Raw genomic sequence first — 25,326 nt, 5'->3', positions numbered from 1 at the left:
ACGCCGCGCTCAATGATACGGATGATTTCGTTTGTGATGACCTCGGAGGCATCGAATTTGGGCGTGCGGGATCGGGCCATGGCTGGCCTCCTTTCGAGTTTTGGTGGGAGGAAATGGTGATCAGGTTGACTGACGGGGGCGTGGATCGTTGGCGATCCTGCCACCGAGGGCTTCGACCATGTCGATGTAGGCGGTCAGCGAGACGGACCTGCCAGGGCCGCAAGGCTCAGGGTCGATCGATCCGTCCCGCGCCACCCGCGGCAGGTTCGCGAAGGCGATGACATCGGTGACGGGTCGGATATCGATGAACGGGGTCCCTCGTGCGACCGCAAGAGTGGCCAAGGGAAATCGCTCGATCGGCGCGAAGGTCGACACGGTGGTCCAACCCAGATGGAGGAACGTCCCGCCCTCTCCGCAGATCACATGCGCGTTTGGCAATAACGCCGCCTGCTTCAGATAGCCGAGATCACGCAGGATGGTCTCGCGCTTGAGCTGCTGTGCCTGCCCCGTCTGGCCGGTTCGGCGTAGTTCCTTGTGTCGCCACCACGAGGCAGCGGTTGCGCGCAACACGCGCAAGACACCTGTTTGCATCGGAATGCCCTTCATCAGGAAAGACAGACCGGAATCCGGCCCGGACCCATCTGAGGGACCCCAAAGGCCCTCATCCGTCAGTCACAAAACCCGAAGGACACTTTCACTTTCTCCGGCCCCTTTGGGCACACAACAAAACCGAAAAGCCCAGCACAACTGCCGAAGCCATTGATTTCATGCAGCAATTCTGAATCGGCACCAAAGATCGGCAATGTATATCGGCAAAATCTTGCTTTGGAATACGAAATGTGTATGTTTTTCAATTACTTTGCAAACATAAAAGATCGGCAAAAATGCTGGAAACACCCGCCAGAATCGAACCCTGCTTCTTCGAGGAGCATATTCCCACAGAATTGGCAGACCTTTCGGTCGACATCCAGAGGGAAGCCACCGGGCTGGGACAAGGGTTGCATCCTGACAGCGCAGCCGAGCTTGCCGATCTTGTCCGCGTGATGAACTGCTACTACTCCAACCTGATCGAAGGACACAACACACGCCCCCGCGACATCGAAAGGGCGCTGGCTGGCGCCGAGCTTGAGGAAGAAACCCGTCCTCTCGCCCTTGAGGCCCGAGCGCACGTCATCGTTCAACGGGCCATCGATGAGATGCATCGCATAGGCACCCTGCCCCGCCCCACATCCGTCGAATTCCTGACTTGGGTCCATAAGAGCTTCTACGACGAGATGCCGGATGAGTTTCGGGTCATCGAACATCCCGACGGCACACAAGTGCCCATCGTTCCGGGACGCATGCGCCAGGATGACGATCGGGAAGTTGCGGTCGGGCGCCACCTACCTCCTTCATCGTCGCGCGTCGCGGCATTCATGGACCATTTCGACAAACGGTTTCAAATTGCAGCGCGGTCTTCGAGCGGACGGATCATCGCGATCGCCTCTGCACATCATCGGCTGAACTACATCCACCCTTTCCCGGATGGCAACGGGCGCGTCAGCAGATTGATGTCTCATACCATGGCCCTCACAGCAGGGATCGGTGGCCAGGGGCTCTGGTCCGTATCGCGCGGGCTGGCCCGCGGGCTGACCGATCGGGGCGAGTACAAACGGATGATGGATCTGGCCGACAGCCCACGCCGCGGAGACCGCGATGGACGGGGGAACCTGTCAGAAGCGGCACTGAAGACGTTTAGTGAATGGTTCCTAAAGGTGACGCTCGACCAGATCAGCTTCTCAGCAAGATTGTTCGATCTAGGCGGACTGGACCAACGGTATCGTCGTCTTGTTGCAGATACCATCGATGACAAGCGCGCGCCTGAACTGATCTCAGCGGTTCTTCGGCATGGTGCACTGGAACGAGGCGACGCGCAGATTGTGCTCAAGACGTCCGAGCGTACTGCTCGTAACACGCTGAGTAAACTGACCGCCGCCGGATACTTGACCTCCGTCTCGCCGAAGACGCCAGTTCGGTTGGCGTTTCCGTTGGATTATCGAGAGCGGCTCTTTCCAAACCTCTTTGGAGATGGTGACCTCCCACAATAATTGTAGGGATTTAGGGTTTAATGCCTGGCCGCCGATTTCTTCCTTGGCCTGCGAGATTTTCATCAAGGTTTGCTCGTGTGTCACTTGTCCACCGCGGTGGACATCTGCTGGTCTGAGATAAACTGAAGAACCACCACGCGCCACGAGGTGCGTTTGGACAGTTTTGGTTGTCACAAGCGCCGCTTCTCGTTCGAAGTCCACCGCGGTGGACATTAGACAGTTCGATCATTGGTTTCGGACAGTCGCTTGATCAAAGCTAATGGATCAAATTGGTTTTGCCTTTGACCCAGGGTGATACTGTGAAAATACGCCCCAAAATCCCTGATGCGTTTTCCAAGCTGTAGCATGATGAAGATCGCGCATGACGCTTTCTGAGCTCCTACAGAACTCTTGGCTTTCTCGAAAGTCTCTGGGTGAATGCCCATCATGGGTGCAAGTGTTCGAGCATGATTTTCAATGTCCAACCAGTTTCTAAGTCTCTCTGTGGAGAACGATGTCGCCTGATTGCAGACTGAGGTCAGCAAGTCTGGTTTCAGGGCCTCAAGGGCTATGTTGCTATCTAAATCTTTTTTTTCTTCTTCAGACTTAGATTGATGCCGGACAGTTTGTCCGTCATTGGCGGGCAATTCCATAGTTTCAGGCGGATCATCCGGGGTAGATAAACTCTGGCATTCTTCATCTGTATTGGCGAGCAGAGCGTGGTATTCGGGGAGGCTCAGCTTCCTGCGTAGAGCTTTCCGTGCGTGGTTGATGAATGCGTTGCTAGGATCGTGCTCTTCCAAATGGGCGAGCTTTGTAAGGATTTGTTTGCGGACAAATATCCGATCTCGCCGGTTATTCTCGATCTCTTGCGCGATGGCTATAAGCTCGCTCGCACGTTGGAGCAGGGGGGTGAGAGACAATCCATAACTGATGCACTCCCCGCCGGATGAGCGAACGCGGTAGCGTTTTCGGTTCGAGCTGTCATTGCGCTTTATGAATCCGAGTTCAACGAAGCGGTTGATGTGCCTGCGGAGTGTCCGTTCGTCGATTCCGCCAACGCGCTGGCAAAGTGAATTGTTCGACGCAAAAACCGTTTCGCCATGGCCAGGTTTCAGAAAACTGAGCATTGCTTGAAGTGTCTGTATGTGGCCAGGACGTAGACCAAACACGCTGCGTGCATCTCTCAGGGCTCTGAAGATGGTCCAGACGTCGGTTTCAGATGGGGGAAATGATTCGCGGGTTGCATCAGCACCTGCGGCTTCGATCGAGAGTTTTGTAAATGCCATGGCTTGTTCACGACGACCGTTCGGCCCACAACTTCCCCGTCTCTTTCCTCGAATTTTCGCGGAAAAAGGCAAAAAATATCAGTCCACCGAATCGGTGACTCTTGACCGGTATGCTGGAGATTGCTACATCAAAGATGCTAATCAGATGATGAGGGCTCTCCAGGGGAAACTTTGGGGGGCTCTTTTCTTTCGGGTCTTCGCTTTTCTCCTCTGCTCGTGTTGCTCTGTGTGGCCTGGGTTAGGACCCAGAGCCTCTCTCATTCCGCCACTGTACGAAGAGTTGCAAAAGCGTAGCTTCCGCGTGTTCTTCGAGCCATTGGCCGAATTCTGGATTGTCCTTCTTGGTGACCTTGATAGCGATCGCCTTCTTATCGACTGTCAGCGTGCCCAATGAACTGCCGTTCTCATCTTTGATGACCGACGTCAGGCCACGATTGGGCGGCTTCTTGTCGCTACGTGCTTTGCTCGAGCAAGCCAAATAGACCGCTTGGAACTTTTCGGAACTAGGTGTGTCGTCGGGCAGAGTGGCGAGCGCCTCTTTGGCGGCGTCCACCAAATCTACCTTCACCGATAAGGCAGCCAGATCACTCCACTGCCGTCGTCCGATCCCATGTGCTGGCCCGATGAGTTGAACAAGACCGTCTGGCAGTTGTTCTATGACGACCCTGTGGTTGGATACGCCTTGCCGGGTCAGACCCAGAGCGTCCTGGATGACACCGGGTTTGTAGCCGGATTCCTGCATCTCTTTGATAAACAGTGACTTTTCTATGAAAGACGGGTCAAGCCTGAGGTTGTTCTCCTGGCCTTGAGCGATCAGAGAAGCGTCATCATCCAAGGTTCGAACAATTGCCTTGACCGTTCCACCGACCTTGCGGATCGCCGCAAGCCTGCGGCGGCCGTAGATGATGCGGTATCTGTCCGGTTGGGCAGATGGACGGACCATGATGGGCACTTGTTGGCCATGCTTGGCGATACTCTCGGCTAATTCATCTATGCTGGAATCTTCGAGCACCAACCGATCGCGCAGCCCATCCATATCAATCTGATCGGGCTTGATGTCGCGGATCGAGTTTGCAGTGATCTCGCGCAACGAGTCACGCAATCCGCCAACAGATCCCGGCAGCTTTGCCGCTCTTGGTGGGGTAGGGGAGGGGGCTGCGCTCTCCGTCTCATCCTTTGGAGGCTGGTTGAAGATGTTTCGCCCCATCAGCGACGCCCCCATGCCATTTGGATCGTCTGCTCCAGCTCATCGCCAACGCCGTTCACGCTTGTCAGGGCGCGATCAATTGTCTTTCTGATGAACTGGCTTGGATCGACTTCGTAGACGGTCTGCTGGGTCATCCCAGCGTCGGAGATCGCCGTAGACTTAAGCATCGGTTCTGTCATGACCTGACCTGCCAGAATTGATCTCAGGTAGCCTGCCATTTGGGTCTGCGGCCCGTCCGACGGTTCATATCTGGTAATCAGGAACTTGACAAAATCCCATGTGACACGCCGACCGATGGCTTCCTCCACCGCCTTGACCGTTTCTGAAGCAAGCTTCAGGAATTGGCTCATGGATGCGATGTCAAGCATGCCAGGTATCACGGTAACCAAAAGCCCCGTCGAGGCTGCCAGCGCAGTCAGGGTTAGAAACCCAAGCTGAGGCGGGCAGTCGATCAGGACGATGTCGTAGTTTGCCTCAACCTCTTCAAGCGCCAAGGCGAGGCGCTCTGCAAAGATGGGTTGTACGCGACGGGCGAGAGCGTTTGCGGTCTCGGTTTCGTACTCCGAGAGCATCAAACCGGCGGGCACCATGTCGAGCTTATGGAAGTAGGTCTTTTGGATGACTTTCGAGAGAGGAACTTGGTCCTCATATCTCAAAGCATCATAGATTGTGCCGCCATCGGCGAACTCAAGCTCGGGCCGAAAGCCGAAAAACGTGGTCAAACTTGCTTGCGGATCGAGGTCTAGGACCAGCACGCGGTAACCGCGCAAGGCATACCTTTGCGCAAGATGAATCGTTGCAGTAGTCTTTGATGAACCGCCTTTGAAGTTGACGACGGATATCACCTGGAGACGATCGCCATCACGTCGACCTGGGCGGTAGCTTTCTGCGTTCTTTCCAGTGCGTCCAAGAACATCGCGCAACTCATCAATCTCTTGGGCTGTGTAGAACCGGTGTCCGCGGTTGTCTGTATGCACTTCCGGGAAGCTTCCGTCCTTGTGCCGGTTGCGCAGGTTAGATGTGCTTACGCGCAGGAGGCCGGCGACTTCGGTGGAACTGAAGCGGCGTAGGGACTTTCGTTCCTCGGGTTCGAAAGCGATCTTCATCTGGCGATCCAAAGACTCAGCCAGATTGTCGGCAAATGCTCCGATATCGGAAGAGCCTATGCCTTGCGTGTATCCAATGTTACGATCATCCATGTCCTGCCGCCCACTCTCGGCCTCTGTTGAGGCTCTTAGTCATTCTGACGGTGTACAGCGTGTCTGACGCTTTTTGCCGTCAGAATGGGAATGCCACGATCCAGTGAGTCCGGCAAGAAGAATCTAAATGTAGTGTGAAAGTTATCCACAACACCTATAGGTGTTGCCGGGTAAAAAACTCAGCAAGTCATTGATATAGATATATTAAATACAAATCTAACCGAATCGAGTCGCTACTCTGTTGAGTTGGCACATTAGCAGCTAACCCCAAGCAACTAATGGCACTTTCTGCCTCCTGCGGAGTTTTCTCCCGGTGAAATTTTTTGGATTCGGGTCAGAAGCTACATCAGATCTTGGCTCGATTCGTACGGCATGAGGCCAAGTCGTTCCGCCCGCTCCAACAGCATTTTCACCGAAGACGGCTGCCATCTTGATCGGCCACGAGGCGTGCGTTCACGCATAGATTCCAGCCGTTCACAGATCGCTTGAAGCGTGATGTCGGGATCTGCGCCCTTGATGCCAGCAATAATGGCGGGCAGGCGATCGTCCGTTTCGCGGCGCCCGGCGCGGGCCAGCACCTTGGCAGGCAGGAAGCCGTCGCGGACATAGGCCTTCACGGCGCGGAGCAGCCGGCTCTGCGTCCAATGGCGCTCGCGGGGCAGGGGGGCGTTGATGATGCGCACCACGTCTTCCCAGGCCAGGTCAGGCCGGAGGCGACGAACATGGGGCACCCAGTCTTGTGCCGTCTTGTTCAGACGTTCCATGTAGCTGTCCTGTCGCGCCAGCCGCACCTTGCGCTGTGCGGCAGGGTCTCGTGCGCGCAGGCCTGGATTGCCACCCACGCGTCCTCTGGTCCTTGCACTCGCCAAGCCGGCCTTCGTGCGTTCCCGTATCAGGGCGCGTTCAAACTCGGCCGCGGCCCCCAGAACCTGCAGCGTGAACTTGCCCTGGGGCGAGGCAGTGTCGATCGGATCTTGAATGGAGCGAAAGAACGCGCCCTTCGCCTCAAGCCGCTCGATCACCTCCAAGAGATGCGACAGCGATCGCGCCAGACGATCAATGCGCACGACGACCAGCGTGTCGCCCTTGCCGATGCGTTCCAACACCCGCGCCAGCACCGGCCGCGCACGATTGCCACCCGAGGCCTGTTCTTCATGGATCTCGGCGCAGCCTGCGGATTTCAGGGCCTGCGACTGGGGCAGGGGGGTCTGATCTTCGGTTGAAACGCGAGCGTAGCCGATAAGGGGCACGGGGTAGGGGCCTGTTTTGCAGTTTCATATACCACCAATAAACGACCGTTTGCAAACGGATGCAAGGGTGCACTCTGTGGCCCTGCTCAACACAAAGCCCTTGGTTTCTGTGCGGTCAGCGCGATCAGAGTGCCCTCGCCGACCATCGCCTGTGCGTGCTATATAAGGAGCGTGAAGGCATCCCGACAAAACTCTTGGGTAAAATGCAAAACTTAGATATTTTGCACATATGAAGCCTCAAGCGCCTGTCTTGCATGATGATTATGATGCTCTCATCCTCGACGGTGAGGAGGTTGAACAGGCGTCTGAAGACGATCTTTGGTTCCTGCCCGGTCCCATGGAAGAGGAGCCGGATTATTTGCCGCCCGGACCACGGGCCGAACCGTGTGAAGCCGAAGTCCTCGAGGATTGGCGGAAAGCAGAGGCGGGCCATGCCGCGCGTCTTGCTCGTGTGGCCGGTCGCCTCGGTGCCCTGGATGAACGGCTAAAGCGGGGCCCGGAAGGATGGCGGCACAGACTTGCCCTGATCGAGGCTGCCGACCTTAGCTGGTTCGCGGGTGATCGCATCAGCCAGGATAGGCTGGCGCTTTGGATATCCATGCGCTTGTCCGGCGTGCAGGACGACACCGCGGCGCTCGCGCGTGTCGGTTGGGCAGTGCGGCGGCTGACGGGTGGACCGGGGCCAGAGCAGGACCTGTCCGCCTTCCTAGACCGTCGTGACCCCGAGAACCTAAGTGATGAGATCGAGCCGTTCGTGGATCGTGCGAGCGGCTGGCTGGATTTGATGGGGCAAGCCAATGACCTGCACCCGATCACCCGCGCCGCTATGGGCTTTCACCTATGGGGCCTAGCGGGGCTCGGGCAGCACTGTCGCGTTTAATTCCCGATTTCAATTGTAGCCGTAAGCTGAAACTGAGGCGCTGGAATTTCATCTTAGCGCTTCACCAACGCGTCAAGATTCCTGAGCTTCACAGCCCTGCGGCTTTGGTCAGGTTCACCCTGAACCTGTCGCGCCTGCGCTGGTAGCGCCGGGTCATCTCGGCCGACGCATGTCCGAGTTGCTTTTGAACATAGCGCTCATCAACCTCTGCCGACGAGGCGAGCCCGGCACGCAAGGAATGCCCCGAGAACATTGCCAACCGTTTGGCTTCCGGCAAATCGGATCTGATGCCACTCTTCATAACGGTTGCCTTGATCAGTCGCGCTATGTGCTTGTCGGAGAGGCGGGACTCGAGGGCACGCTTGCCGTCCCGCGAGGTGCGCACGAAGACCGGCCCAAAGTCGATCTTCGCAAAGTGTAGCCATTGCTCAAGCGCGTGGACGGGACAGGTCTGGTCGCTTGAGCCACGCCCGACCTCAACCTCGCGCCATCCGGTCTTGGCATTGAGGGTGAGCAGGGCGCCGCCGTCGAAGACTTCGACCCAACCGCCGGAGTCCGGTGTATCGTCCTTATGCACATCGAGGCAGACCACCTCTGAACGGCGCAGGCCACCTGCATAGCCCAAGAGCAAGATCGCCCGGTCTCGGAGCCCGCGGAGATCGTAGGGAAGGGTGGCCACCATGGCCTGGATGTCCTCAGGCAGGATTGCTTCTTTCTGAATCGGTGGGCGCGCATGCTTGCGCTTAATCCCGGCCAGGACGGTGGCGACATGGCGGTCCTTGCGATCAAGAGTGAACCCCCGCTGCCTGTAGTTCCAAGCGAGGCCGGAGAGGCGGCGCTCAATAGTGGAGACCGAGAGAGCAGGGGACGCCCCGGTCGCGGCGGCCAGGTCCGCCACATAGAGCCCGACCATCTCGGGCGAGGGGGGCAGGGGATCCGTCCCTTTCAACCGGCACCAACGGGTGAAGTGTTTCCAGTCGGCCGAGTAGGCCTTGTTGGTGTTCTCAGCTGTAGAGGCCTCGGCGTAGTCGCGCGCGGTGTCGATCAGCCGGTCGAGTGCGCCGGAGCCGGCCACATGGGCGGGCAGAGCGATTGAGGTTCCGTCCCGAGAGGTTCTCTCGTCGCGCTCGTCACTGTTCGGCGCGGTATGGGGTGCTGAGCTCGAAATCCCGGACTCAGATCCGCCCGAACCCTCGATTTTGGTGCTGTTATTTGTGAGATTACCCATGCTTCCCAGCATATCATTTTTATGTCCGATAACGCAAGGTTATTGGACGTAGAAATGCTCGGCAAAGAGGGGCGGTTTCGACACTATTTGGTAGTCAAAAGCGCCGCCGCGAGATAGTGTTGTGGCATGACATATGCCCGGCCAACCTTCGACAGCGACCCTGACAGCGTACCCCGGATGCCGCCCTGGGTCACCTCGGCACACGCCGAAACCCTTGAAGATGTGGCGTTTTTGTCGGGCGCAGCACTGAGCCACCTGCATCTTGTGTTAGGATACGAGCCTGTCCCCCAGGCCTTGCTGCGGGACCGGCTCGCGCTGCGCGCGGCCGAGGCTTGTGTCGCGTTTTCGGGTCGTCTGGAACGGGCGGGTGAATTGCGCGACGTGGTCCATCTGCTGCGTCCCGGCGACCTGCCCGGCCCGGCAGGAGAAACCTGTCTGGCGTGGCGTCGCGCCACGGAAAAGCCGGTGACCGTGAAGGCTCTGGTCCGGGCGCTGCCTGAACTTCAGGGTGATCAGATCGCGAGTTGGCTCGATGCCGGGCAGGGGGCACCGGTCAGTCGCGCGGCAATGGTGCTGGAGGCGGTACTCAACGATGCCCCCCGTGCCGAGGTGCCCGCGCTCATCTTTGCTGACGCGACCCTCGCCCAGGCGCTTGGTTGGGATCATGTCGTGCCGCTTCTGGCCGCAGGCTTGAAACGGGCCGACATGCGCAAGCGAGGCGAAGACCTACGCTCGGCTTGTCATCGTGCGCTCGTCTCATCGGCGGTCGAGGCCATGCGTCTCTCAACTGACCTCGCGCGTCGGGCAGCGCATCTCAAAGCGGTCGCGCCGAAGCTGCGCGCCAAAGGCGCGGAGGCCGCCGTCTCGATGTTCCTGACCCAAGATGCCGTCGCGCCTGCGTCCCTGCCACTACCGGACCGGTCCGCACGGCGGCTTTGTGACCGGTTGGTCGATCTCGGCGCAGTGCGCGAACTGACCGGCCGCGACACGTTCCGGCTCTACGGGGTCTGAGCATGAGCATGGCTAGCGAAAGTGGGAACCGGGCTCAAAGTTCGGACATGCGACCACCAAAAACGGCCAAGGATCAGGCCGAAACCGACCTCGATCGGGAGCTGAACGATCTGCCAGCCGAATTGCGCTGGCGCGAATGGATGCGGCGGATTGAAGCCGTTCTCTTCGCCAGCGCATCGCCGGTGCCGCGCGAGGACCTGGCTCGGGTGGTAGGGCAGGGAGCTTCGGTTGAGCTTCTGATCGAGGACTTGGCCGCTGACCTTGACGGCAGATCATTCGAAGTGACAGAGGTCGCCGGCCGTTGGATGCTGAGGACGAGGCCCGCGTACGCCCCGGCGATCCGAACCGCCGCTGACATAGATGAACAGGACCTCGATCTGCGCGAGTACGATGTCGCTGTCCTGGCCGCCATCGCCTACCACCAGCCGATCACACGGGACGGGCTGAAAGACCTCTTTGGAAAAGAGATCAGTCGGGATCTGATCGGACGATTGCATGCGCGTGGATTGATTGGCAGCGGGCCACGCTCGCCGCGGCGCGGGGCACCCTATACCTATGTGACGACGGAGCAGTTCCTGGTCGCTTTCGATCTGGAGTCGCTGCAGGACCTGCCCGATCGGGAGCAGATGGAGGATGCGGGGGTCATCAATTGGCAGGCATAGCCGTTGCCAATGATGTGCGGCGGTTTGAATGAAGGCGAACGATGACCTGTTGTAAGTCCGCCAAATCAGGATGTCTGGAGCGCGTCTTTGCCCTTGGTGTTATCCGTGACGTGATCTCTGCACTCAATGACGCCACCAAGTCGGAATGCTTGGGCGCAGCCAGTGCAATGCGGGTCCAGAGATCAATTGCGGGATGCTCGGAACGTTCTTGGAAGTGCGTCATTCCATCGGTCAATTGGCGGAACAATGCGTATCGGACCCGGTGCGGCAGGCGCGAAATTGGCGTAGGCTCGCCATTGAACGTGAAGCAAGCCGCTCCAAGCGTGGCAGGCAGGGATGTCTTTCCATGCCCGCCATGTCCCGCAACATGCATTCGAAGCAAATCGTCGATGAGCCGCTCGAGACGCTGCACATCATACTCGGCGGGCAAGGTGGGTTTTCGGAGATCAGCATCACACCAGACGCAGAAATGTTGCGGCAGAAGGCGGTTTTGTCGAGCAGGCGCAATGCCGCCGCCGCAGGCAGGGCAGTGATCGCGCAAGCGGCATCCATGCCGAAAGCAGGAAACGCGCGTCGCCAGGCTCCAGCCGCGCCGGAAGAACGGTGCGCGATCCTCTTTCAGGCATGGCGGGCAATATTGCAGGCGATTGACCCGAGCGGTCGATGTGCGGACATCTCCTGTTCTTGCGATCTGCCGCACACGCAACCGGGCCAGTGGGTCGCTGATCAATGCCAGGCCATCAATATCCTCGACGGGCAATCCGGTTCGCGCGATCAGGAGATCAAGGACTCGCCCGGGAAGATCTCGGTCAAGCTTCGCAGACCAATCCCCACCTGCGACATCCAGAACCCGCCCAAAATATTGAGGTGGAATTCCATTGGCCATGGCCAGCCGATGCAGCCAGCTCGACAGAAGCTCTCCGGGTGCCGGTGCAACAGCGCCGGGCCAGCCTTGCCCCACCTCATTGCTGTGAAGCGGCGTGCAAAATTGACCCACTTTGGTGGGTTATGAGCGAGTAAAATTGACCCACCTGTTTTCGTTAACATCCGCACTAAACGTGCGGAGGAAAGAGCAGGTGTTACTGATGGAAAGCGTGTCGAAGATCCGACGATGGGTATTGGTTGAGGGACGCAGCATCCGGTCTGTTGCGCGGGCGACGGGATTATCGCGGAACACGATCAAGAAGTATCTGAAGGATGAGAGCCCGCCGAGCTACCAGCGCCAGGCCCCGCCGGTTCGGCACAAACTGTGCAACGGGTTTGATCTTCGGCTTCAGGAGCTGTTCGATCAGGACCAGAAGCGACCACTCCGGGAGCGGCGGACGGCCCAGACGCTCTATGAGCAGCTCGTGGTGGAAGGCTACACCGGTTCCTATTCGCCAGTTCAGCGATTTGTCCGCGATCTGAAGCGAGCCGGTGCCGGTTCGGGCGAGGCCTTTATCCCGCTGCATTTTGCGGCAGGCGATGCGCTGCAATTTGACTGGAGCGAAGAACGGGTTGTCCTGGGCGGTATCGAGCAGAAGGTGAAGGTTGCCCATTTCCGCCTGTGCCACAGCCGCAAGCCCTTTGTCGTGGCCTATCCCGGCGAAGCCCAGGAGATGGTGCTGGATGCCTTTGCGAAGGCGCTGTCTTTCTATGGCGGGGTTCCACGCCGGGTGATCATCGACAACCCCAAGACCATGGTGACCTACGTCTCGCGCTCGAAGGACCGGATATTCCATCCCCGGTTCCTGGCCTTGATGAACCATTACGTGATGGAGCCGGTGGCCTGCACCCCGGCTGCGGGCTGGGAGAAGGGACAGGTCGAGAACCAAGTCCAGTTTTTGCGCGGCCGGTTGTTTGTGCCCAAACCTGCCTTTGATGATCTCGATGCGCTGAACGATTGGCTGCGCCTGCGCTGTGAGGAGCTGGCAAACCGGCCCCATCCCGAGCAATCGGATCGCACGATTGCAGAGCTGTTCGAAGACGAACGCGCCGAACTGCGCCCTCTGGGGCGAGCATTTGACGGATACGTGGAAAAGACCGTTCGTGTTCGCTCCACCTGCCTGGTTCAATATGCCAGCAATCGCTACAGCGTGCCGTCCCGGTTCGCGGGGCAACATGTGTCGCTGCGCGCCTATGCAGGCCGGATCGTGCTGGTGTCGGGCCAGGATGTCATCGCCGAGCACAAGCGTCGATTCACCCGCAATGTCAGCTATTTTGAACCTTGGCACTACGTGCCGCTGCTGGATCGCAAGCCCGGCGCCCTGCGCGACGGCGCCCCCTTTGTGGACTGGCAACTGCCTGGGGCCATGCATCGGATCAGGGAGCACTACATGGCCGGCAAAGGCGGGGATCGGGAGTTCGTCGATCTGCTTCTGCTGGCCGAGGATCACGGGATCGAGGTGGTCGAGACGGCTTGCGAACTGGCGGTGGAACAAAACACCCTGCGCCTGCCTGCCATCATCAACCTGATTAACCAGTTGGTGGAGCCGGTCATCACGCCGCTCAGCGACGCCTATACCTATCCGCAGCTGACCTTACGGCCCGAGGCCGATTGCAAGCGCTATGAGGCGCTGTGCTCGGCTGAGGAGGCTGCCGCATGAACGCCCTCATCGACCAACTGACCGCCCTGAGGCTGCACGGGATGGCAGCTTGCGCCCATGATTTGCTGTCCGCGCGCAAGCCACCAAGTCTGACCACAGCGATAAAGCAACTGATCGACGCTGAGACTGTAGAGCGGCGGGTGCGCTCCATCCAGTATCAAATGAGGATTGCGAAGTTCCCCCACCACAAGGACTTCGCCACCTTCGATTACGCCGCGGCCGCGGTCACCCAGCCCCAGATCGAACCGTTCTGCACGGGCCAGTTCACTGAAGAGGCGCACAACCTCATTCTGGTCGGTGGAACCGGCACCGGCAAAACCCACATCGCCATCGCTCTGGGCACCACGCTGATCAACAATGGTAAGAAGGCGCGCTTCTTCAACGCCGTCGACCTGATCAACGCCCTGATCAAGGAACAGGCCGAGGGCAATGCCGGGAAGATCATCCGGCAGCTCTCGGCCCTGGACTGCGTCATCATCGACGAGCTGGGCTACATCCCGTTCCCCAAGTCCGGCGGCGCGTTGCTGTTCCATCTGATCAGCAAGCTCTATGAGAAGACCAGTGTCATCATCACGACGAACCTGGAGTTCGGCGAATGGGTCTCGGTCTTCGGTGACGCCAAGATGACAACCGCGCTTCTGGATCGCGTAACCCATCACTGCGCAATCATCGAGACAGGCAACACGTCATACCGGTTCGCACAGAGCAAGCGACGCAGAAAAACATAAACGTCGCGCAAGCAAAGGCCCCAGACGGACTCGCTATATGAGGGCGGCCCGCCTGGGGCCTTTGCGCCACAAGGGGTGGGTCAAATTCAAATGCTGAAACCGGGTCAGTTTTGAACGCTCATTGACAGTCAGGCAGAAGCCAATAATCGCGCTTGTTGCCACATCGGCAGCGATAGTGAGATAGGGGCGTCCGACATAGATGCCTTGACCATCGATGACTTCCACAAACTGGATGTCGGCGGGGGTGTGGTCTATCTGGACAACATCGAGTGCGTGTTTGGCCCAAATATAGCCTGGGCGGGGTTTCAGACGCCGCAGGCTTTTCCCTCCTGAATGTCGCCGTCGGGCAATCTCCTCGGGCGTGAACAGTCGTGGGATACGCTTGGAAACGGTGACATAGGCGGGCGGATCAAGACCCTCGATGACACAACGGGTGCGGATTTCATCGGCAATCGGCGCAAGGTCCGGTCGCTCGGGCTGAAGCCACATCTCCCGAAGCGTTGCCGCAATGATCTCCTCTACAGCCGGGCTGATCCTTGTGCGCCGGGCCCCACCAGTCTTTGGCAACAGCGAAGAAACCCGGCGCTCGGTGCGGTATCGGCGCAGGTGGTTGTAGACTTGGCGCGTCGAGAGACGCAATTCGGATGCGGCCCGAGCAACTGCGGTGCGCATAGGCTCTTGCCCGTCCAAAATTCGATCCAGTTCTCGTCCGATACGCGTTGCCTTCGCCCAAGCCTCGTCAGACGCTTCGTTTTCGCGCAGCATCACGAACCCGCCGCACCACGGTTGCTGAACTCCATTTTCTGCCCCAGTCTCTCGCTTGTTGAAACGCGAGTTTAAAATTGAAATCGAAACGTAAAATATCGCGTCGGATTACGCTTCATCCTACTGGAATCCTGTAAGAACTTTTTGATGAAACGGCAAAGCAATTGCGACAAGAAGAGGATCTCTGGTTCCTTCCGGGTCCGATCGAAGAAGAGCCGGATTACCTGCCTCCCGGGCCGTGGGCGGAACCGCCTGAAACGTCCGTCATCGATGACTGGGCGAAGGCGGAGGGGACTCACGCTGCGCTTCTGGCAAAGGTGGCTGGACGCTTGGGTGCGCTGGATGATCGGTTGCTGCGCGGTCCGGAAGGCTGGCGGCACAGACTGGCTCTGATCGAAGCGGCAGACCTGAGTTGGTTCGCAGGGGATCGGGTGAGCTCTGATCGTCTGGTACTCTGGGTATCGATGCGGTTGTCAGGCGCACAGGATGACCCAAACTCCTTGGCACGAATTGGATGGGCTGTTCGGCGCCTGACAGGCGGCCCCGGACCGAAGGATGACTTGGCGGCCTTCCTGGATCGCCGCGACCCCGAGAACATCGAGGACAGTGCCGAGCGGCTTGAGGATCGCGTAGGCGGATGGCTGGACGTGATGGCGGCGGCGGAGCGGCTCCATCCGATCACGCGGGCTTGCATGGGGTTTCACCTCTGGAGCTTCGCAGGCCTCGGCCAACAAGGAGACAGGATCGAGGCAGCGGTCACTGCAGCCAGAGTCGCAGCCAGCGACGGACGCGGAGCCATTTTTGCACCGCTGGCCATGGGCGGGGCAGGGGGGCTGCGTGCCTCCGGCTTGCCATTGGAGCGGTTGGCCCGCTGGCTGGATGGGATGAACAGCGCCGTTTTGGCCTCGGCGCGCCACCTAGACAGCGTTGAGGCATGGGCTGCTCTGGCGGAAAACGTCACGTCGCAACTGTCAGGCCGAACTCCGACAGTTTTGCGAGCCATTTTCACCGAATGGCCGCTTGTATCGGCGCCCATGGCCCAAAGCCTTTCAGGCGCCAGTCGAGCGGCCGTTCAGCGCAATCTGGCGTGGATGGAGTCTCATGGGCTGATACAAGAAGTTACGGGGAATGGGCGCTTTAGGATGTGGCGCGCATGCCATTAAGTTTCCCAAGTTTACTAGGCTCAGGGCCCATTGATTTGGTTCCAGCCCGATCTGCGGTGTGATCACACCCCCCAAACAAATTAGGAGCAGCATGAGCAATCTCTTTTGGCTAATCGACGGGCAGGTGGCGTGGTTTCGGCCCTATTTTCCAAAGAGCCATCGAAAGCCACGTATTGATGATAGGTGTGTTCTGAGCGGCATTATCTTCATCAATAACAATGGGTCGCGCCGATCCGATGCGCCGGAGGTGTGTGGAGCGCCAAAGGCGCCCTACAACCGCTTGAAACGGTGGAACCGGGTGGGCGTGTTCGCCAAGAACTTGACTGAACTGGCGGCGCAGACGCAGGAGACCAAGGTCATCATGATCGACGCGCCCCATGCGAAGGCGCACCGAACCACATCCACCCTGGCGGTTCAAAAAGGGACGCGGACGGCTGATCAGGCGCACAAAGGGCGGGCTGAACTCCAATCTGCACATCCTAGCCGATGCGAAGGGCCGCCCTATCCAGATGTCCCCATCGGAGGATCTGACCTCGGACTACATTCGCGCGCGGGCGCTTCTGTCACCCATCCCGGAGGCCAGGGCGCTGTTGGCAGACCGCGGTTACGACGCAGGCTGGTTCCGCAACGCGCTGATAAAAATGGGTCTTTTCCCACGCATCCCATCCCGCGCAAGGCTGAGGGTCACGATTTCGCACGATACCGACTTCTACCGCATGCACCACAGGATCGAGAACATGTTCGCCGGCTTGAAGGACCGGAGGCGCATCGCCACCAGTCACGACCGCTGCCCGATCCTCTTCCTCTCAGCCTGCGCCCTCGCCGCGACCGTCATTTATTGGTTGTGAATCCTGACTCTAGATCCCTGACCTGGAAACCCATCAAGACACGGGGTCCTTCCCGGCGATCGAGGCGGCGACCAAGCTGATTTACGTCGCCATCCGCAAATTCAAGAAGTATGGCCGAAATGTTCGGGGTTAGTCGCGGCCTGCAATCACTTCGCCATACTATTCGGCGAGCGCTTCGACGCTTGAGCATCTGAAACCGCATGGCCCAAGCCAGATTTACAGAGTTCATGACACTCCCCCGGTGCAGGTTTCGTGCCTGCACCGGGGATAGACTGCGGATGAGCGATCAGTTGTCGTTGTTGGTGTCCCCCGCCTCCGATCCTTTCACAATATCCGCGGCCCGTTCCGCAAGGGCCGAAATCGCCGCAGCGGCCTGTTCACGGTCTTCAGCGATCTTGCGCTGTGCGGCTTCGATGGCCCCGGTGATTTCCGTCAGACCGGACTGCCACTCTTCAGACGCGCCTTCCCTAGTGCTACGATACCATGCCAGTGCGTCATCAAGGTGAGCCGCGACCGTTTCACCGGTTTCATCCGACAATTCGGCAAGCTGCGCCCGCAGCAAGGCGGCCTGTGCTTCGATCTGCGCATAACGCCTTTGCAACCGCTGTGCCTCTTCCGTTTCAAGGGTGGCCTGCCGCATTTCCTGCAGGTGCGCCTCGGTTTCGGAAATCAGACCATCGAGTCTCTCGCGCGCGACGGCAGGCGTGGCGGCCAGAGTGGCTCTAACCTCCTGTACATCGGCGGCAAGTGATTGCAGCTGTCGGTCGACCTTCTTAGTCGCGGTCTCACGAGCTTTCATGATACGGGCCTGCGCATCGGCGAGCGCACCGCTTGCCCATTCGGACGCTTCTTCAGCCTCAAGATCGAGCCTGGCGCGCAGCAGGGCGGCTCTGGCCTGTGCCAGATCGATACGCGTGTTTATCCTGCCCAGCCAGTCCGCCTTAATGGTATCGGTCTCTGCGCCCGTCGTTTGTGCGAAAACGGGTGAAAGCGGCGCGAGCGCGCAAGCTGCGACAAGCCCGATGGCCATGGCTGTTGCGATCAATGTCCTTTTCACGATCAGCGCTCCTTCTTCTCGTCGTTGTCATTATGGTAATAGGCCTTGCGCGCACCTTCCCACATACCCACAGCCGCGCCCTTAGCGATGCTTACCATCCGCGCACCCAACTCGCTTGCCTCATCGGCAACGACATGGGCGGCCTTTTCACCGGCATGCAGCGTGTCGCTGCCCAGCTCTTTCAGTCGCTCACCCGCTGCGCCTGCGGCCTTGGCGGCCAGCTCACGCAGGCTTGACCCGGCCTTGCGGGCATCCTCGGCAACTTCGTCAAGAATGGCCCGGGCAACCTTGCCCGACCGGTCGGCAACCCGACGCAGGGCTTCGACGAACAGGTCGCCAACCGATTCGAGGTCCTTGGCCACCTGTTTCAGCTCACTCGCCGTATATTCACCAGCATCCTTGCGGGTCCTGGAAATGGTTTCCCGGGTTTGCTCGATCACAACACCCAGCCCTTCGCGCACACCCTCGGCTGCGGCTTGCGCGGTTTCGGAGACATACGTGCCGGTCTCTTCCGCGGCTTCGACCGCGGCCGACAACACGGCTTCGGAGACATTGCGCGCGCGCTCGGCAGTGAACTTCGCCTCGCCCAAAGCCTTGGCCGTCGCGTCGCGGGTGATCCTGCGCACGTTTTCATCGACCTTCTCGCCGTTTTCGATGGCCTTCTTCACCGCGTCCCTGACCGCATCGCGGGTCACGCCCAAAAGCTCGGTCATCTCCAGCTTGGCATCGGCGACCGCATCGGTGATTTCCTCGCGGATGTTGCCGGTAAACTCCTGCGCGGCCTCCTTGGCCCCTTCAAGGCTTTCGCGAAGGCTAGCGGCGAGCTTCTCTTCCTCATTCACGATCCGTTCTTTCGCTCCGGCAACGTCCTTTTCGGCGGCCGAAATGAGCTGGGCCGGGGCATGGCGGACACCTTCGACCGTTCCCGCAACCGCAGCCGACACGGTGTCGCGGGTTGCGCCACCGGCCTCTTCAAGCGCCTTCACTGCAGAGGAGACGGCCTCGTTTGACAGTTTGCGCGCTTGCGTGGCACCGCCCTTCAGGTCTGTTGCTGCCTCGGCAACCGCATCCCGCAGGATGGCATGGGTTTTCTCTGCCGTCAGAGCGCCGTTTTTCTTGGCCTCCTTCACCGAGTCCGTGATCTGTTTTCTCACTTGGGTAAACATGGGTTTTCTCCGTTTTCAGGTTGGCGCGCCAACCGACCCTTTTGTCGGCCAGCACTCATCCAGACGGGATATTACCGGTCGGGGCGCAGCCAAGATGCAACCCAGATATCAGGACATGCGTTTTCTCGTGAAAATCACCTTTCAGGCAATTCCTCGCCGAAGGCGCGCAGCCAAAACCGACTCAGATGTCGAGGTTTTTCTGAGCCTTGGCGATGAGTTCGTTCAGATCGTCGATCGCCCATTTCCCCCGCCCGGTCGAGAGAATGCCTTCCTGCTTCCATTTCTGCATCTGGCGCCCGACAACCACCCGCACCGAGCCGATCATGGATGCCAGGGTTTCCTGCGACAGATCGTTGATCAGGCGCAGCCCATGGACCGGTGCGTTGCTGGTGATGTGGCGCAGGATCAGGCGCGCCAGCCGGGCTTCGGTATCATATAGCGCCAGGTCCTCGACCTGATCGGCCAGGCGGCGCATCTGTTCGCCCAGATAGGGCAGGAATGTCCGGTTGATCTCGGGGTTTTGCAATAGCCACTGCCTGACCTGGGCCTGGCTCGTGGTCAGAATCTCCATGTCCTCCAGCGCCGTCACGACGACATCGCGGGGCTGGCCATCCAGCAGGCTGATCAAATCAAACACGTCGCCGGGTCCAAGGAGTTCCAAGATATGCTCGCGTCCAGTTTCCGGGTGGTAAACCGAAACCTTGGCCCGACCGCTGACCACCGCAGAAAACCTCTGATCCGCGTCGGGCAGTCTCACATTCGTGTCGCGCCTGAGCGCGGTGTCATAAGAGAACATTCCCAGAATGTCGGCCTGAACATCGCCGCTCAGTCTGGCAAAAAACGGCGATTGGCGCAGTGCCGCAAGGCAGTGAGCGAATTTCGGATCGGTCGGTTTCACTGCGAACCCTCGCTCTTTGCATGAACACGCTGGAGACTTGTATTTCGGCTTGCCCTTGACGGGCGTAAAGTGGCGATCTAGTTAGCTTAACGATCGTTCAGTAAGGTTACAACGCATGCAATACCAAACCGGAAGAAAATCGTCGCAGCCAGACAAAAGGGGCGAGATTTTGCAGGCCGCTGCAACCCAGTTTGCCGAAAACGGATTTGCCGCCGTGTCCATTCGTGATCTGGCGCGAGCGGTGAACACGACACCGGCGGCGCTGTATCACCATTTCAGTGGCAAGGAAGCGATCTACCGTGCCACGCTCGAGTTCGTTTTTTCCGACAAGGCCAGGGCGACCAGTGACCTTGCCAAGGGGCAGGAGGCTCCCGAAGTCATGCTGGAGCGGTTGATCGTCTGGCTCACGCGCCAGTTTTCGGACAACCCGATCATGACACGCCTCTTGCAGCGTGAGCTTTTGACCGGCGACAAGGAGCGGATCAAGTTGTTGACCAAAGAAGTTGTCGCCGCGCCGTTTCGGGAGATTGAAAGCCTCATGCGGCGGTTGGCACCCGATCACGATGATACCCTGTCAGCGGTGTCGGTCCTGTCGTTGGTTCTGGGGTATGTCGAACTGACCCCTGTTCTCGAAGAAATGACCGGCCAGCCTGTCACGCACGAGCGGGATATGGCGTTTGCCAATCACGCAAGTCACCTTGTGCTGCAGGGGTTGTCGCCGCAGCCAGACGCAGGGAAAGTCCAATGATGTTCAACGCGCTTTTTCGTACTGCCCTGGTTGGGGTCGGCCTGCTTGCTTTGGCTGGTTGCAAAGAAGATCCCGAAGGGCATCACGCACCGGAACCACGCAGTCTGGACCTTCCGGTAACCCGTGTCGAAATCACCGAGGCAGACCGGCTCTACAGCACGCCTGGCAGTGCGATCTCGCAAGAACGTATCGAGGTGTCCTCGCGCACGACCGGGTATCTTCAGCGAATAACGGTCCACGAGGGCGACGTGATTTCCAAGGGGGATGTCCTGATTGAAATCGACCCGACCGATATCGAAGGCGCAATCAACCGGGCGCAAGCGGCACTCAGTTCTGCCAGTACGGCCCTAGGCGATGTGGAACAGGACGTTGTCAGGCTCGAAAACCTGCTAGAGCGGGGCGCGGTTTCCAATGAAAGCGTGCGCAAGGCGAGGGTCGCCCGCGACGTGGCGCGTGCCAGACTGGCCGAGGCGCAGGCGGCGCTGGATACCGCCCTGGCGGGGCGCAGATACACCACGATTATCAGCCCGATTGATGGTATCGTGGTCGCCCGGCAGAAACAGGTCGGCGATCTGACGACTCCCGGCATTCCGATCCTGACCATCGAATCGAGCGCGAGGTTGCAGTTCAGGACCTCTGTCTCGGAAAGCCATATCGGTGGCGTGCGCGTCGGCGATCCTGTGAAGGTGGCAATTGATGCGCTCGGCAAGTGGGACATCACCGGAGACATCCTGCGGATCATTCCATCCGGTGACCCGGTGACCCGGCGCTATGACATCGAGATTGCCTTGCCGTCGGGGCTGGATGTCTTTCCCGGAATGTTCGGGCGGGCGCATTTCGTCATCGGATCGGATCGGGTGGTGACGATACCGGCGCGTGCCCTGACCGAACGGGGGGGGCTGCCCGGGGTGTTTATTGTCAGCGATGATGGTGCGGCGCATTTTAGGTGGCTGCGCGCCGGGCGCGAATTGGCTGAGGACATCGAGGTCAAAGCCGGACTTGAGGGTGGCGAAGCCATCGTTGCGCAACCCGATGATCGGCTGCGCGACGGCGATCGGATAGAAGCCACCGCAGGGGGCACGCCCGATGAGTGAGCCGAAACGCAACATTGCCTGGCGGTTGTCGGAAATATTCGTCACCTCACGGTTGACGATCCTGACGATCCTGGCCCTCACTTTTTTTGGCGCGATTGCGATCTATTTGACCCCGCGCGAGGAAAACCCGCAGATCATCGTTCCGGCCGCGCAGGTTACGGTGCAATTGCCCGGCGCCTCGGCACTTGAGGTCGAACAACTTATCGTGACACCGCTCGAGGCGATCGTCAGCGAGATCGTTGGCGTCGATCATACTAACGCCGTGGCGATGAATTCGGTCGGCATTGTTGGGGTATCGTTCAAGGCGGGTGAGAACAAGGAAGACAGCCTTGTCAAGCTCTATAACCGGATTTCAAGCAACCTCGAAAGGCTGCCGTCGGGTGCCAGCGCCCCTCTGATCAAGGCGCTGGATGTGGACGACATGCCGGTTGTCACCGTCACGCTGGCTTCGGACTCGTATGACGATTTCGCGCTCAAACAGATGGCTGAGCGCATGGCCGAGCGGTTGCACAGCCTGCCATCGGTGTCGGTCGTTACCGTCAAGGGTGGGCAGGACCGCGAGATCCGCATAGATCTGGATCCCGATCGTCTGGCCGCCTATGGCATTCCGCTGTCCCGTGTGCGTGACACCCTGGCCGGAAACAACCTGTCGGTTCCGGCGGGTGACACAGTGCAAGAGGGTAGCACCCGCTCGGTATTTCTGGACGGATTCTTCAAGGATGCCGACGCCGTTCGAAACCTGGTTGTCGGGCAAAATGACGGCAGACCGATCTATCTTGGCGACGTTTCAGACATCGTCGATGGGCCGCCGAAGGAGCGCGAAAGGGTCAGTAGATTCAGTTTCGGTGCTGGCGATTCGCGCTATGCTGAGTTCGGGAATCTCGATATGGTCGCAGTGACCCTGGGCGTTGCCAAGAAGAAGGGTACCAACGCGGTTTTTGTGGCTGATGACACGATCGAACGTATCAGGCGCATGCAGGATGAAATCCTGCCGCGCGACGTGCATGTCGTTGTGACGCGAAATGACGGCGAAAAGGCCGATGACGCGGTCAACCTTCTGATCGAGCACTTCTTCATCGCGGTCTCCACCGTCTTCCTGGTCCTGATCCTGTTTCTCGGCTGGAAGGAGGCGTTGATTGTTACCATGACGGTGCCGCTGGTGCTGTTCGTGACGATTGGCGCGGATTTCCTCCACGGCGTCACTATCAACCGGGTGAGCCTGTTTGCCCTGATCCTATCTCTCGGGCTCTTGGTCGATGACGCGATTGTCGTGATTGAAAACATCCACCGCCGCTATCACAATGGCGGCGGCAACAAAAAGGATATCACGGTTCGCGCCTGTGCCGAGGTCGGCGGTGCCGCGAACCTTGCCACCGCGACGGTGATAGTGGTGTTCCTGTCGCTGATGCTGGTCGGGGGAATGCCCGGACAGTATTTTTATCCTGTCGCGTTCAACGTGCCGGTCGCCATGGCGGCCTCGCTGTTTCTGGCCTATACGGTGACGCCCTGGGCCGCCTATCGCTGGGTCGAAATGGGGCACAAGGAAACTGCGACCGAGGCCCGACCCGGGCGGTTAGAGCGTGCCTATCGCTGGCTCATGGAACTGTCGATGAACCGCCGTGCCGTTCGCTGGGCCATATACGGCGTGACGCTTGGAGCGCTGTCGCTGACGGTGCTTCAGCCAGCATGGCAATTCGTGCGGCCCGAAGGCGTGGCCGGGCCAAAGCCCTCCTTTGGCGTCGCCATGGGCTTTCTCCCGAAAGACAACAAGAACACCTTCAGCGTATCCTTGCAGACACCGGAAACGACGCCGGTCGAGATGACCGACCGGTTGGTGCGTGAGGTCAATGCGCTCCTGGTCCAGAGCCCGCTGATCACCGATACGCAAAGCTGGACCGGCCAGTCGGGTATGATCGATTTTAACGCCTTGCTGCGCGGTAGCGGTGACAGGGTAGGCGCAAATATCGGCGAGATCCGCGTCAATCTGGTCGACAAGCATGCGCGCAAGACGTCCTCGATCGAGCTTGTGCGCGAATTGCGGCCCCGGATCGAGGCAATCGCCGCCAGATACCCCGGAACAACCGTGCAGATGGTCGAAGATCCACCCGGGCCTGCCATGCGGGCCACGGTGCTGGCCGAGATCTACGGCAAGGATCTGGACGTTCTGCGAGATCTGTCAGAGCGAGCCGCTGACATTTTTACCGAGACATATGACATGGTCGATGTCACCATCAGCGAACCCTATGACGTGGTCGAATACAAGATCGTCGTCGATCAGGAAAAAGCCGCGCTGTCAGGTGTCAGCAACGCTCAGATAGCCGCCATTCTGCGGCCCCTATATGCAGGCGAAATCATCGGAAGGATCCACTCCGACGATGCCAGACATGTTGTCCCGATCCGGGTTCGGGTGCCTTACAGCCAGCAGCCCGATCCCGACCACCTTGAAAACATCATCGTTGAGAATGCCGCGGGTCAGGGGATACCGTTGTCGGAACTCGTGCAGGTGGTTCGGGGGCTGCGCGACCGGCCGATCCTGCACAAGGACAACGAGCGTGTGACCTTCGTCGGCGGCGAGCTTGCGCAGACATCGCAAATCTACGCCATCGCCGATCTGGACAGCAAGTTCGACGGTATGGAGATCGGCAACGGGCTTCAATTGGAGACCGGCAACCTGTCGCTGGCCACCACCGCCCCCGATACGATCGGCAAATATCAACTGCTGTGGAACGGCGAAATCCGGTTGATGCTGGACACCTACCGCGACATGGGAATGGTAATGGGTCTGGCGCTGGTGTTCGTCTTCCTGCTTTTGGTCGCATATTATCAGTCGTTCATGATCCCCCTCGTGTCGATGGCCTCGGTTCCGCTGGGAATGATCGGGGTATTCCCGGGCCACTGGATCATGGGAGCGGATTTTTCGGCAACATCCATGGTCGGCATCATCGCACTGGCGGGCGTGGCGATCCGCAGCTCGCTTTTGATCATCGACTTCATCCGCGATAACCAGAGCCAGGGAATGGCGTTGCAGGAGGCGGCCTATCGGGCGGGCATTGTCCGGGCGCGCCCGATCCTTCTGACCACGCTTGCCGTCGTTCTGGGTTCGGCCATCATGCTGACCGATCCGGTGTTCGGCGGCCTTGCAATCAGTCTGATCTTCGGCACAGGCGTGTCATCGGCGCTGACAATCATCATCGTGCCGGTACTTTATTACCGGATAGAAAAAAACAGTTGAAAAATGAGCCGCATGTTCGGTCCGAAGGTGCAAACTTGTGACGCGGACGGATGGTGCCTTGCCGCTCCTGTGACCGGGTCGTGATGCTCCGAGGTCGCATTTTGCGTGGCTGGAATGGTTGTCTGTTCGAGCGAGTGTCAGATGTGACGAACGGCGGCCTCCGCCTGTCGGAAGCGATCTGGCCCCGTGGCCGAAAAAGCTGGTGCGCAGAGTTCTAGACGGCGAATGTCGAGGATTTTTTACAACTGTT

At 59.2% G+C, this 25,326-nt stretch carries 21 protein-coding genes and 2 pseudogenes; 12 read left to right on the top strand and 11 right to left on the bottom strand.

Going from position 1 to position 25,326, the window contains the following annotated elements; all coding sequences use genetic code 11:
* Positions 1-120: 120 nt before the first annotated feature.
* The gene (locus tag K7H22_RS18490; RefSeq protein WP_230802318.1) at positions 121-591 is read right to left on the bottom strand and encodes a hypothetical protein; all 471 of its coding nucleotides are present in this window, start codon (positions 589-591) and stop codon (positions 121-123) included.
* Between the two features lie 293 nt (positions 592-884).
* On the opposite strand from K7H22_RS18490, the gene K7H22_RS18485 reads away from it, so the two are divergent.
* Positions 885-2,087 (top strand): Fic family protein, encoded by a 1,203-nt coding sequence (locus tag K7H22_RS18485; RefSeq protein ID WP_230802317.1) that lies wholly within the window; start codon positions 885-887, stop codon positions 2,085-2,087.
* A gap of 212 nt (positions 2,088-2,299) precedes the next feature.
* On the opposite strand, the gene repC is transcribed toward K7H22_RS18485, so the two are convergent.
* From repC to K7H22_RS18465, 4 genes are all read right to left on the bottom strand, one after another.
* The gene (gene repC / locus K7H22_RS18480; RefSeq protein WP_230802316.1) at positions 2,300-3,355 is read right to left on the bottom strand and encodes a plasmid replication protein RepC; all 1,056 of its coding nucleotides are present in this window, start codon (positions 3,353-3,355) and stop codon (positions 2,300-2,302) included.
* Between the two features lie 238 nt (positions 3,356-3,593).
* Positions 3,594-4,562 (bottom strand): plasmid partitioning protein RepB, encoded by a 969-nt coding sequence (gene repB, locus K7H22_RS18475; RefSeq protein WP_230802315.1) that lies wholly within the window; start codon positions 4,560-4,562, stop codon positions 3,594-3,596.
* A complete protein-coding gene (repA, locus tag K7H22_RS18470; protein ID WP_230802314.1) occupies positions 4,562-5,761 on the bottom strand; it encodes a plasmid partitioning protein RepA in 1,200 nt (399 codons plus the stop codon). The genes repB and repA overlap by 1 nt, the downstream gene beginning before the upstream one ends.
* Positions 5,762-6,102: 341 nt before the next feature.
* Positions 6,103-7,011 (bottom strand): recombinase family protein, encoded by a 909-nt coding sequence (locus K7H22_RS18465; RefSeq protein WP_230802313.1) that lies wholly within the window; start codon positions 7,009-7,011, stop codon positions 6,103-6,105.
* Positions 7,012-7,240: 229 nt separating this feature from the next.
* Between K7H22_RS18465 and K7H22_RS18460 the strand changes: the two are divergent.
* A pseudogene (locus tag K7H22_RS18460) lies at positions 7,241-7,879 on the top strand (hypothetical protein); the annotation flags it as partial.
* A gap of 100 nt (positions 7,880-7,979) precedes the next feature.
* On the opposite strand, the gene K7H22_RS18455 reads toward K7H22_RS18460, so the two are convergent.
* Positions 7,980-9,119, bottom strand: coding sequence for a tyrosine-type recombinase/integrase (locus tag K7H22_RS18455; RefSeq protein ID WP_230802312.1), 1,140 nt, complete (start codon positions 9,117-9,119; stop codon positions 7,980-7,982).
* Between the two features lie 126 nt (positions 9,120-9,245).
* On the opposite strand from K7H22_RS18455, the gene K7H22_RS18450 reads away from it, so the two are divergent.
* Together K7H22_RS18450 and scpB are read left to right on the top strand one after the other, a co-directional pair.
* Entirely contained in the window at positions 9,246-10,130 is an 885-nt protein-coding gene (locus K7H22_RS18450; RefSeq protein ID WP_230802311.1) for a DUF1403 family protein, read from the top strand.
* 47 nt (positions 10,131-10,177) lie between these two features.
* Positions 10,178-10,792, top strand: a complete 615-nt coding sequence (gene scpB / locus K7H22_RS18445; protein WP_230802319.1) for an SMC-Scp complex subunit ScpB — start codon at positions 10,178-10,180, stop codon at positions 10,790-10,792.
* On the opposite strand, the gene K7H22_RS20275 is transcribed toward scpB, so the two are convergent.
* Positions 10,776-11,678 (bottom strand): TniQ family protein, encoded by a 903-nt coding sequence (locus K7H22_RS20275; protein ID WP_419248196.1) that lies wholly within the window; start codon positions 11,676-11,678, stop codon positions 10,776-10,778. The genes scpB and K7H22_RS20275 overlap by 17 nt on opposite strands.
* A gap of 199 nt (positions 11,679-11,877) precedes the next feature.
* On the opposite strand from K7H22_RS20275, the gene istA reads away from it, so the two are divergent.
* Both istA and istB read left to right on the top strand, forming a co-directional pair.
* Positions 11,878-13,377 (top strand): IS21 family transposase, encoded by a 1,500-nt coding sequence (istA, locus tag K7H22_RS18435; protein ID WP_230802309.1) that lies wholly within the window; start codon positions 11,878-11,880, stop codon positions 13,375-13,377.
* On the top strand, positions 13,374-14,105 hold the full coding sequence (gene istB, locus K7H22_RS18430; protein ID WP_230802308.1) for an IS21-like element helper ATPase IstB: 732 nt from the start codon (positions 13,374-13,376) through the stop codon (positions 14,103-14,105). Before istA ends, istB begins: the two co-directional genes overlap by 4 nt.
* A gap of 33 nt (positions 14,106-14,138) precedes the next feature.
* Here istB and K7H22_RS18425 read toward each other — a convergent pair whose 3' ends face one another.
* Positions 14,139-14,870: a helix-turn-helix domain-containing protein gene (locus K7H22_RS18425; protein WP_230802307.1), complete on the bottom strand. Its 732-nt coding sequence runs from the start codon at positions 14,868-14,870 to the stop codon at positions 14,139-14,141.
* Positions 14,871-15,034: 164 nt separating this feature from the next.
* Between K7H22_RS18425 and K7H22_RS18420 the strand changes: the two genes are divergently transcribed.
* The 3 genes and pseudogenes from K7H22_RS18420 to K7H22_RS20270 form a co-directional block, all read left to right on the top strand.
* Entirely contained in the window at positions 15,035-16,033 is a 999-nt protein-coding gene (locus tag K7H22_RS18420; protein WP_230802306.1) for a hypothetical protein, read from the top strand.
* Positions 16,034-16,124: 91 nt separating this feature from the next.
* Positions 16,125-16,881 (top strand): IS5 family transposase gene (locus K7H22_RS18415; protein ID WP_419248195.1). Its coding sequence is split into 2 segments (ribosomal slippage): positions 16,125-16,442 and positions 16,444-16,881, totalling 756 coding nucleotides; the frame shifts between segments, so codons are not numbered across the junction.
* A 43-nt stretch (positions 16,882-16,924) separates the two neighbouring features.
* Positions 16,925-17,067 (top strand): annotated as a pseudogene (locus K7H22_RS20270) (IS256 family transposase); the annotation flags it as partial.
* A gap of 100 nt (positions 17,068-17,167) precedes the next feature.
* On the opposite strand, the gene K7H22_RS18410 reads toward K7H22_RS20270, so the two are convergent.
* From K7H22_RS18410 to K7H22_RS18400, 3 genes are all read right to left on the bottom strand, one after another.
* Complete coding sequence (locus K7H22_RS18410) at positions 17,168-17,938, bottom strand: hypothetical protein (RefSeq protein WP_230802304.1); 771 nt, start codon at positions 17,936-17,938, stop codon at positions 17,168-17,170.
* Between the two features lie 2 nt (positions 17,939-17,940).
* Positions 17,941-19,104 carry a DUF6781 family protein gene (locus K7H22_RS18405; RefSeq protein WP_230802303.1) on the bottom strand — a complete coding sequence of 388 codons (1,164 nt, stop codon included), beginning with the start codon at positions 19,102-19,104 and terminating at the stop codon, positions 17,941-17,943.
* A 181-nt stretch (positions 19,105-19,285) separates the two neighbouring features.
* Positions 19,286-20,002, bottom strand: a complete 717-nt coding sequence (locus K7H22_RS18400) for a Crp/Fnr family transcriptional regulator (protein ID WP_230802302.1) — start codon at positions 20,000-20,002, stop codon at positions 19,286-19,288.
* A gap of 115 nt (positions 20,003-20,117) precedes the next feature.
* On the opposite strand from K7H22_RS18400, the gene K7H22_RS18395 reads away from it, so the two are divergent.
* The 3 genes from K7H22_RS18395 to K7H22_RS18385 are packed head-to-tail and all read left to right on the top strand — an operon-like array spanning position 20,118 to position 25,076.
* Entirely contained in the window at positions 20,118-20,750 is a 633-nt protein-coding gene (locus K7H22_RS18395; protein ID WP_230802301.1) for a TetR/AcrR family transcriptional regulator, read from the top strand.
* A complete protein-coding gene (locus K7H22_RS18390; protein WP_230802300.1) occupies positions 20,747-21,844 on the top strand; it encodes an efflux RND transporter periplasmic adaptor subunit in 1,098 nt (365 codons plus the stop codon). Before K7H22_RS18395 ends, K7H22_RS18390 begins: the two co-directional genes overlap by 4 nt.
* Positions 21,837-25,076 carry an efflux RND transporter permease subunit gene (locus K7H22_RS18385; RefSeq protein WP_230802299.1) on the top strand — a complete coding sequence of 1,080 codons (3,240 nt, stop codon included), beginning with the start codon at positions 21,837-21,839 and terminating at the stop codon, positions 25,074-25,076. Before K7H22_RS18390 ends, K7H22_RS18385 begins: the two co-directional genes overlap by 8 nt.
* Positions 25,077-25,326 lie beyond the last annotated feature (250 nt).

The sequence above is a fragment of the Seohaeicola saemankumensis genome (assembly GCF_021021435.1).
Classification (GTDB): domain Bacteria; phylum Pseudomonadota; class Alphaproteobacteria; order Rhodobacterales; family Rhodobacteraceae; genus Seohaeicola.
Note: the sequence above shows the minus strand (reverse complement) of the source record. Positions and strands in the feature narration are given on the sequence as shown.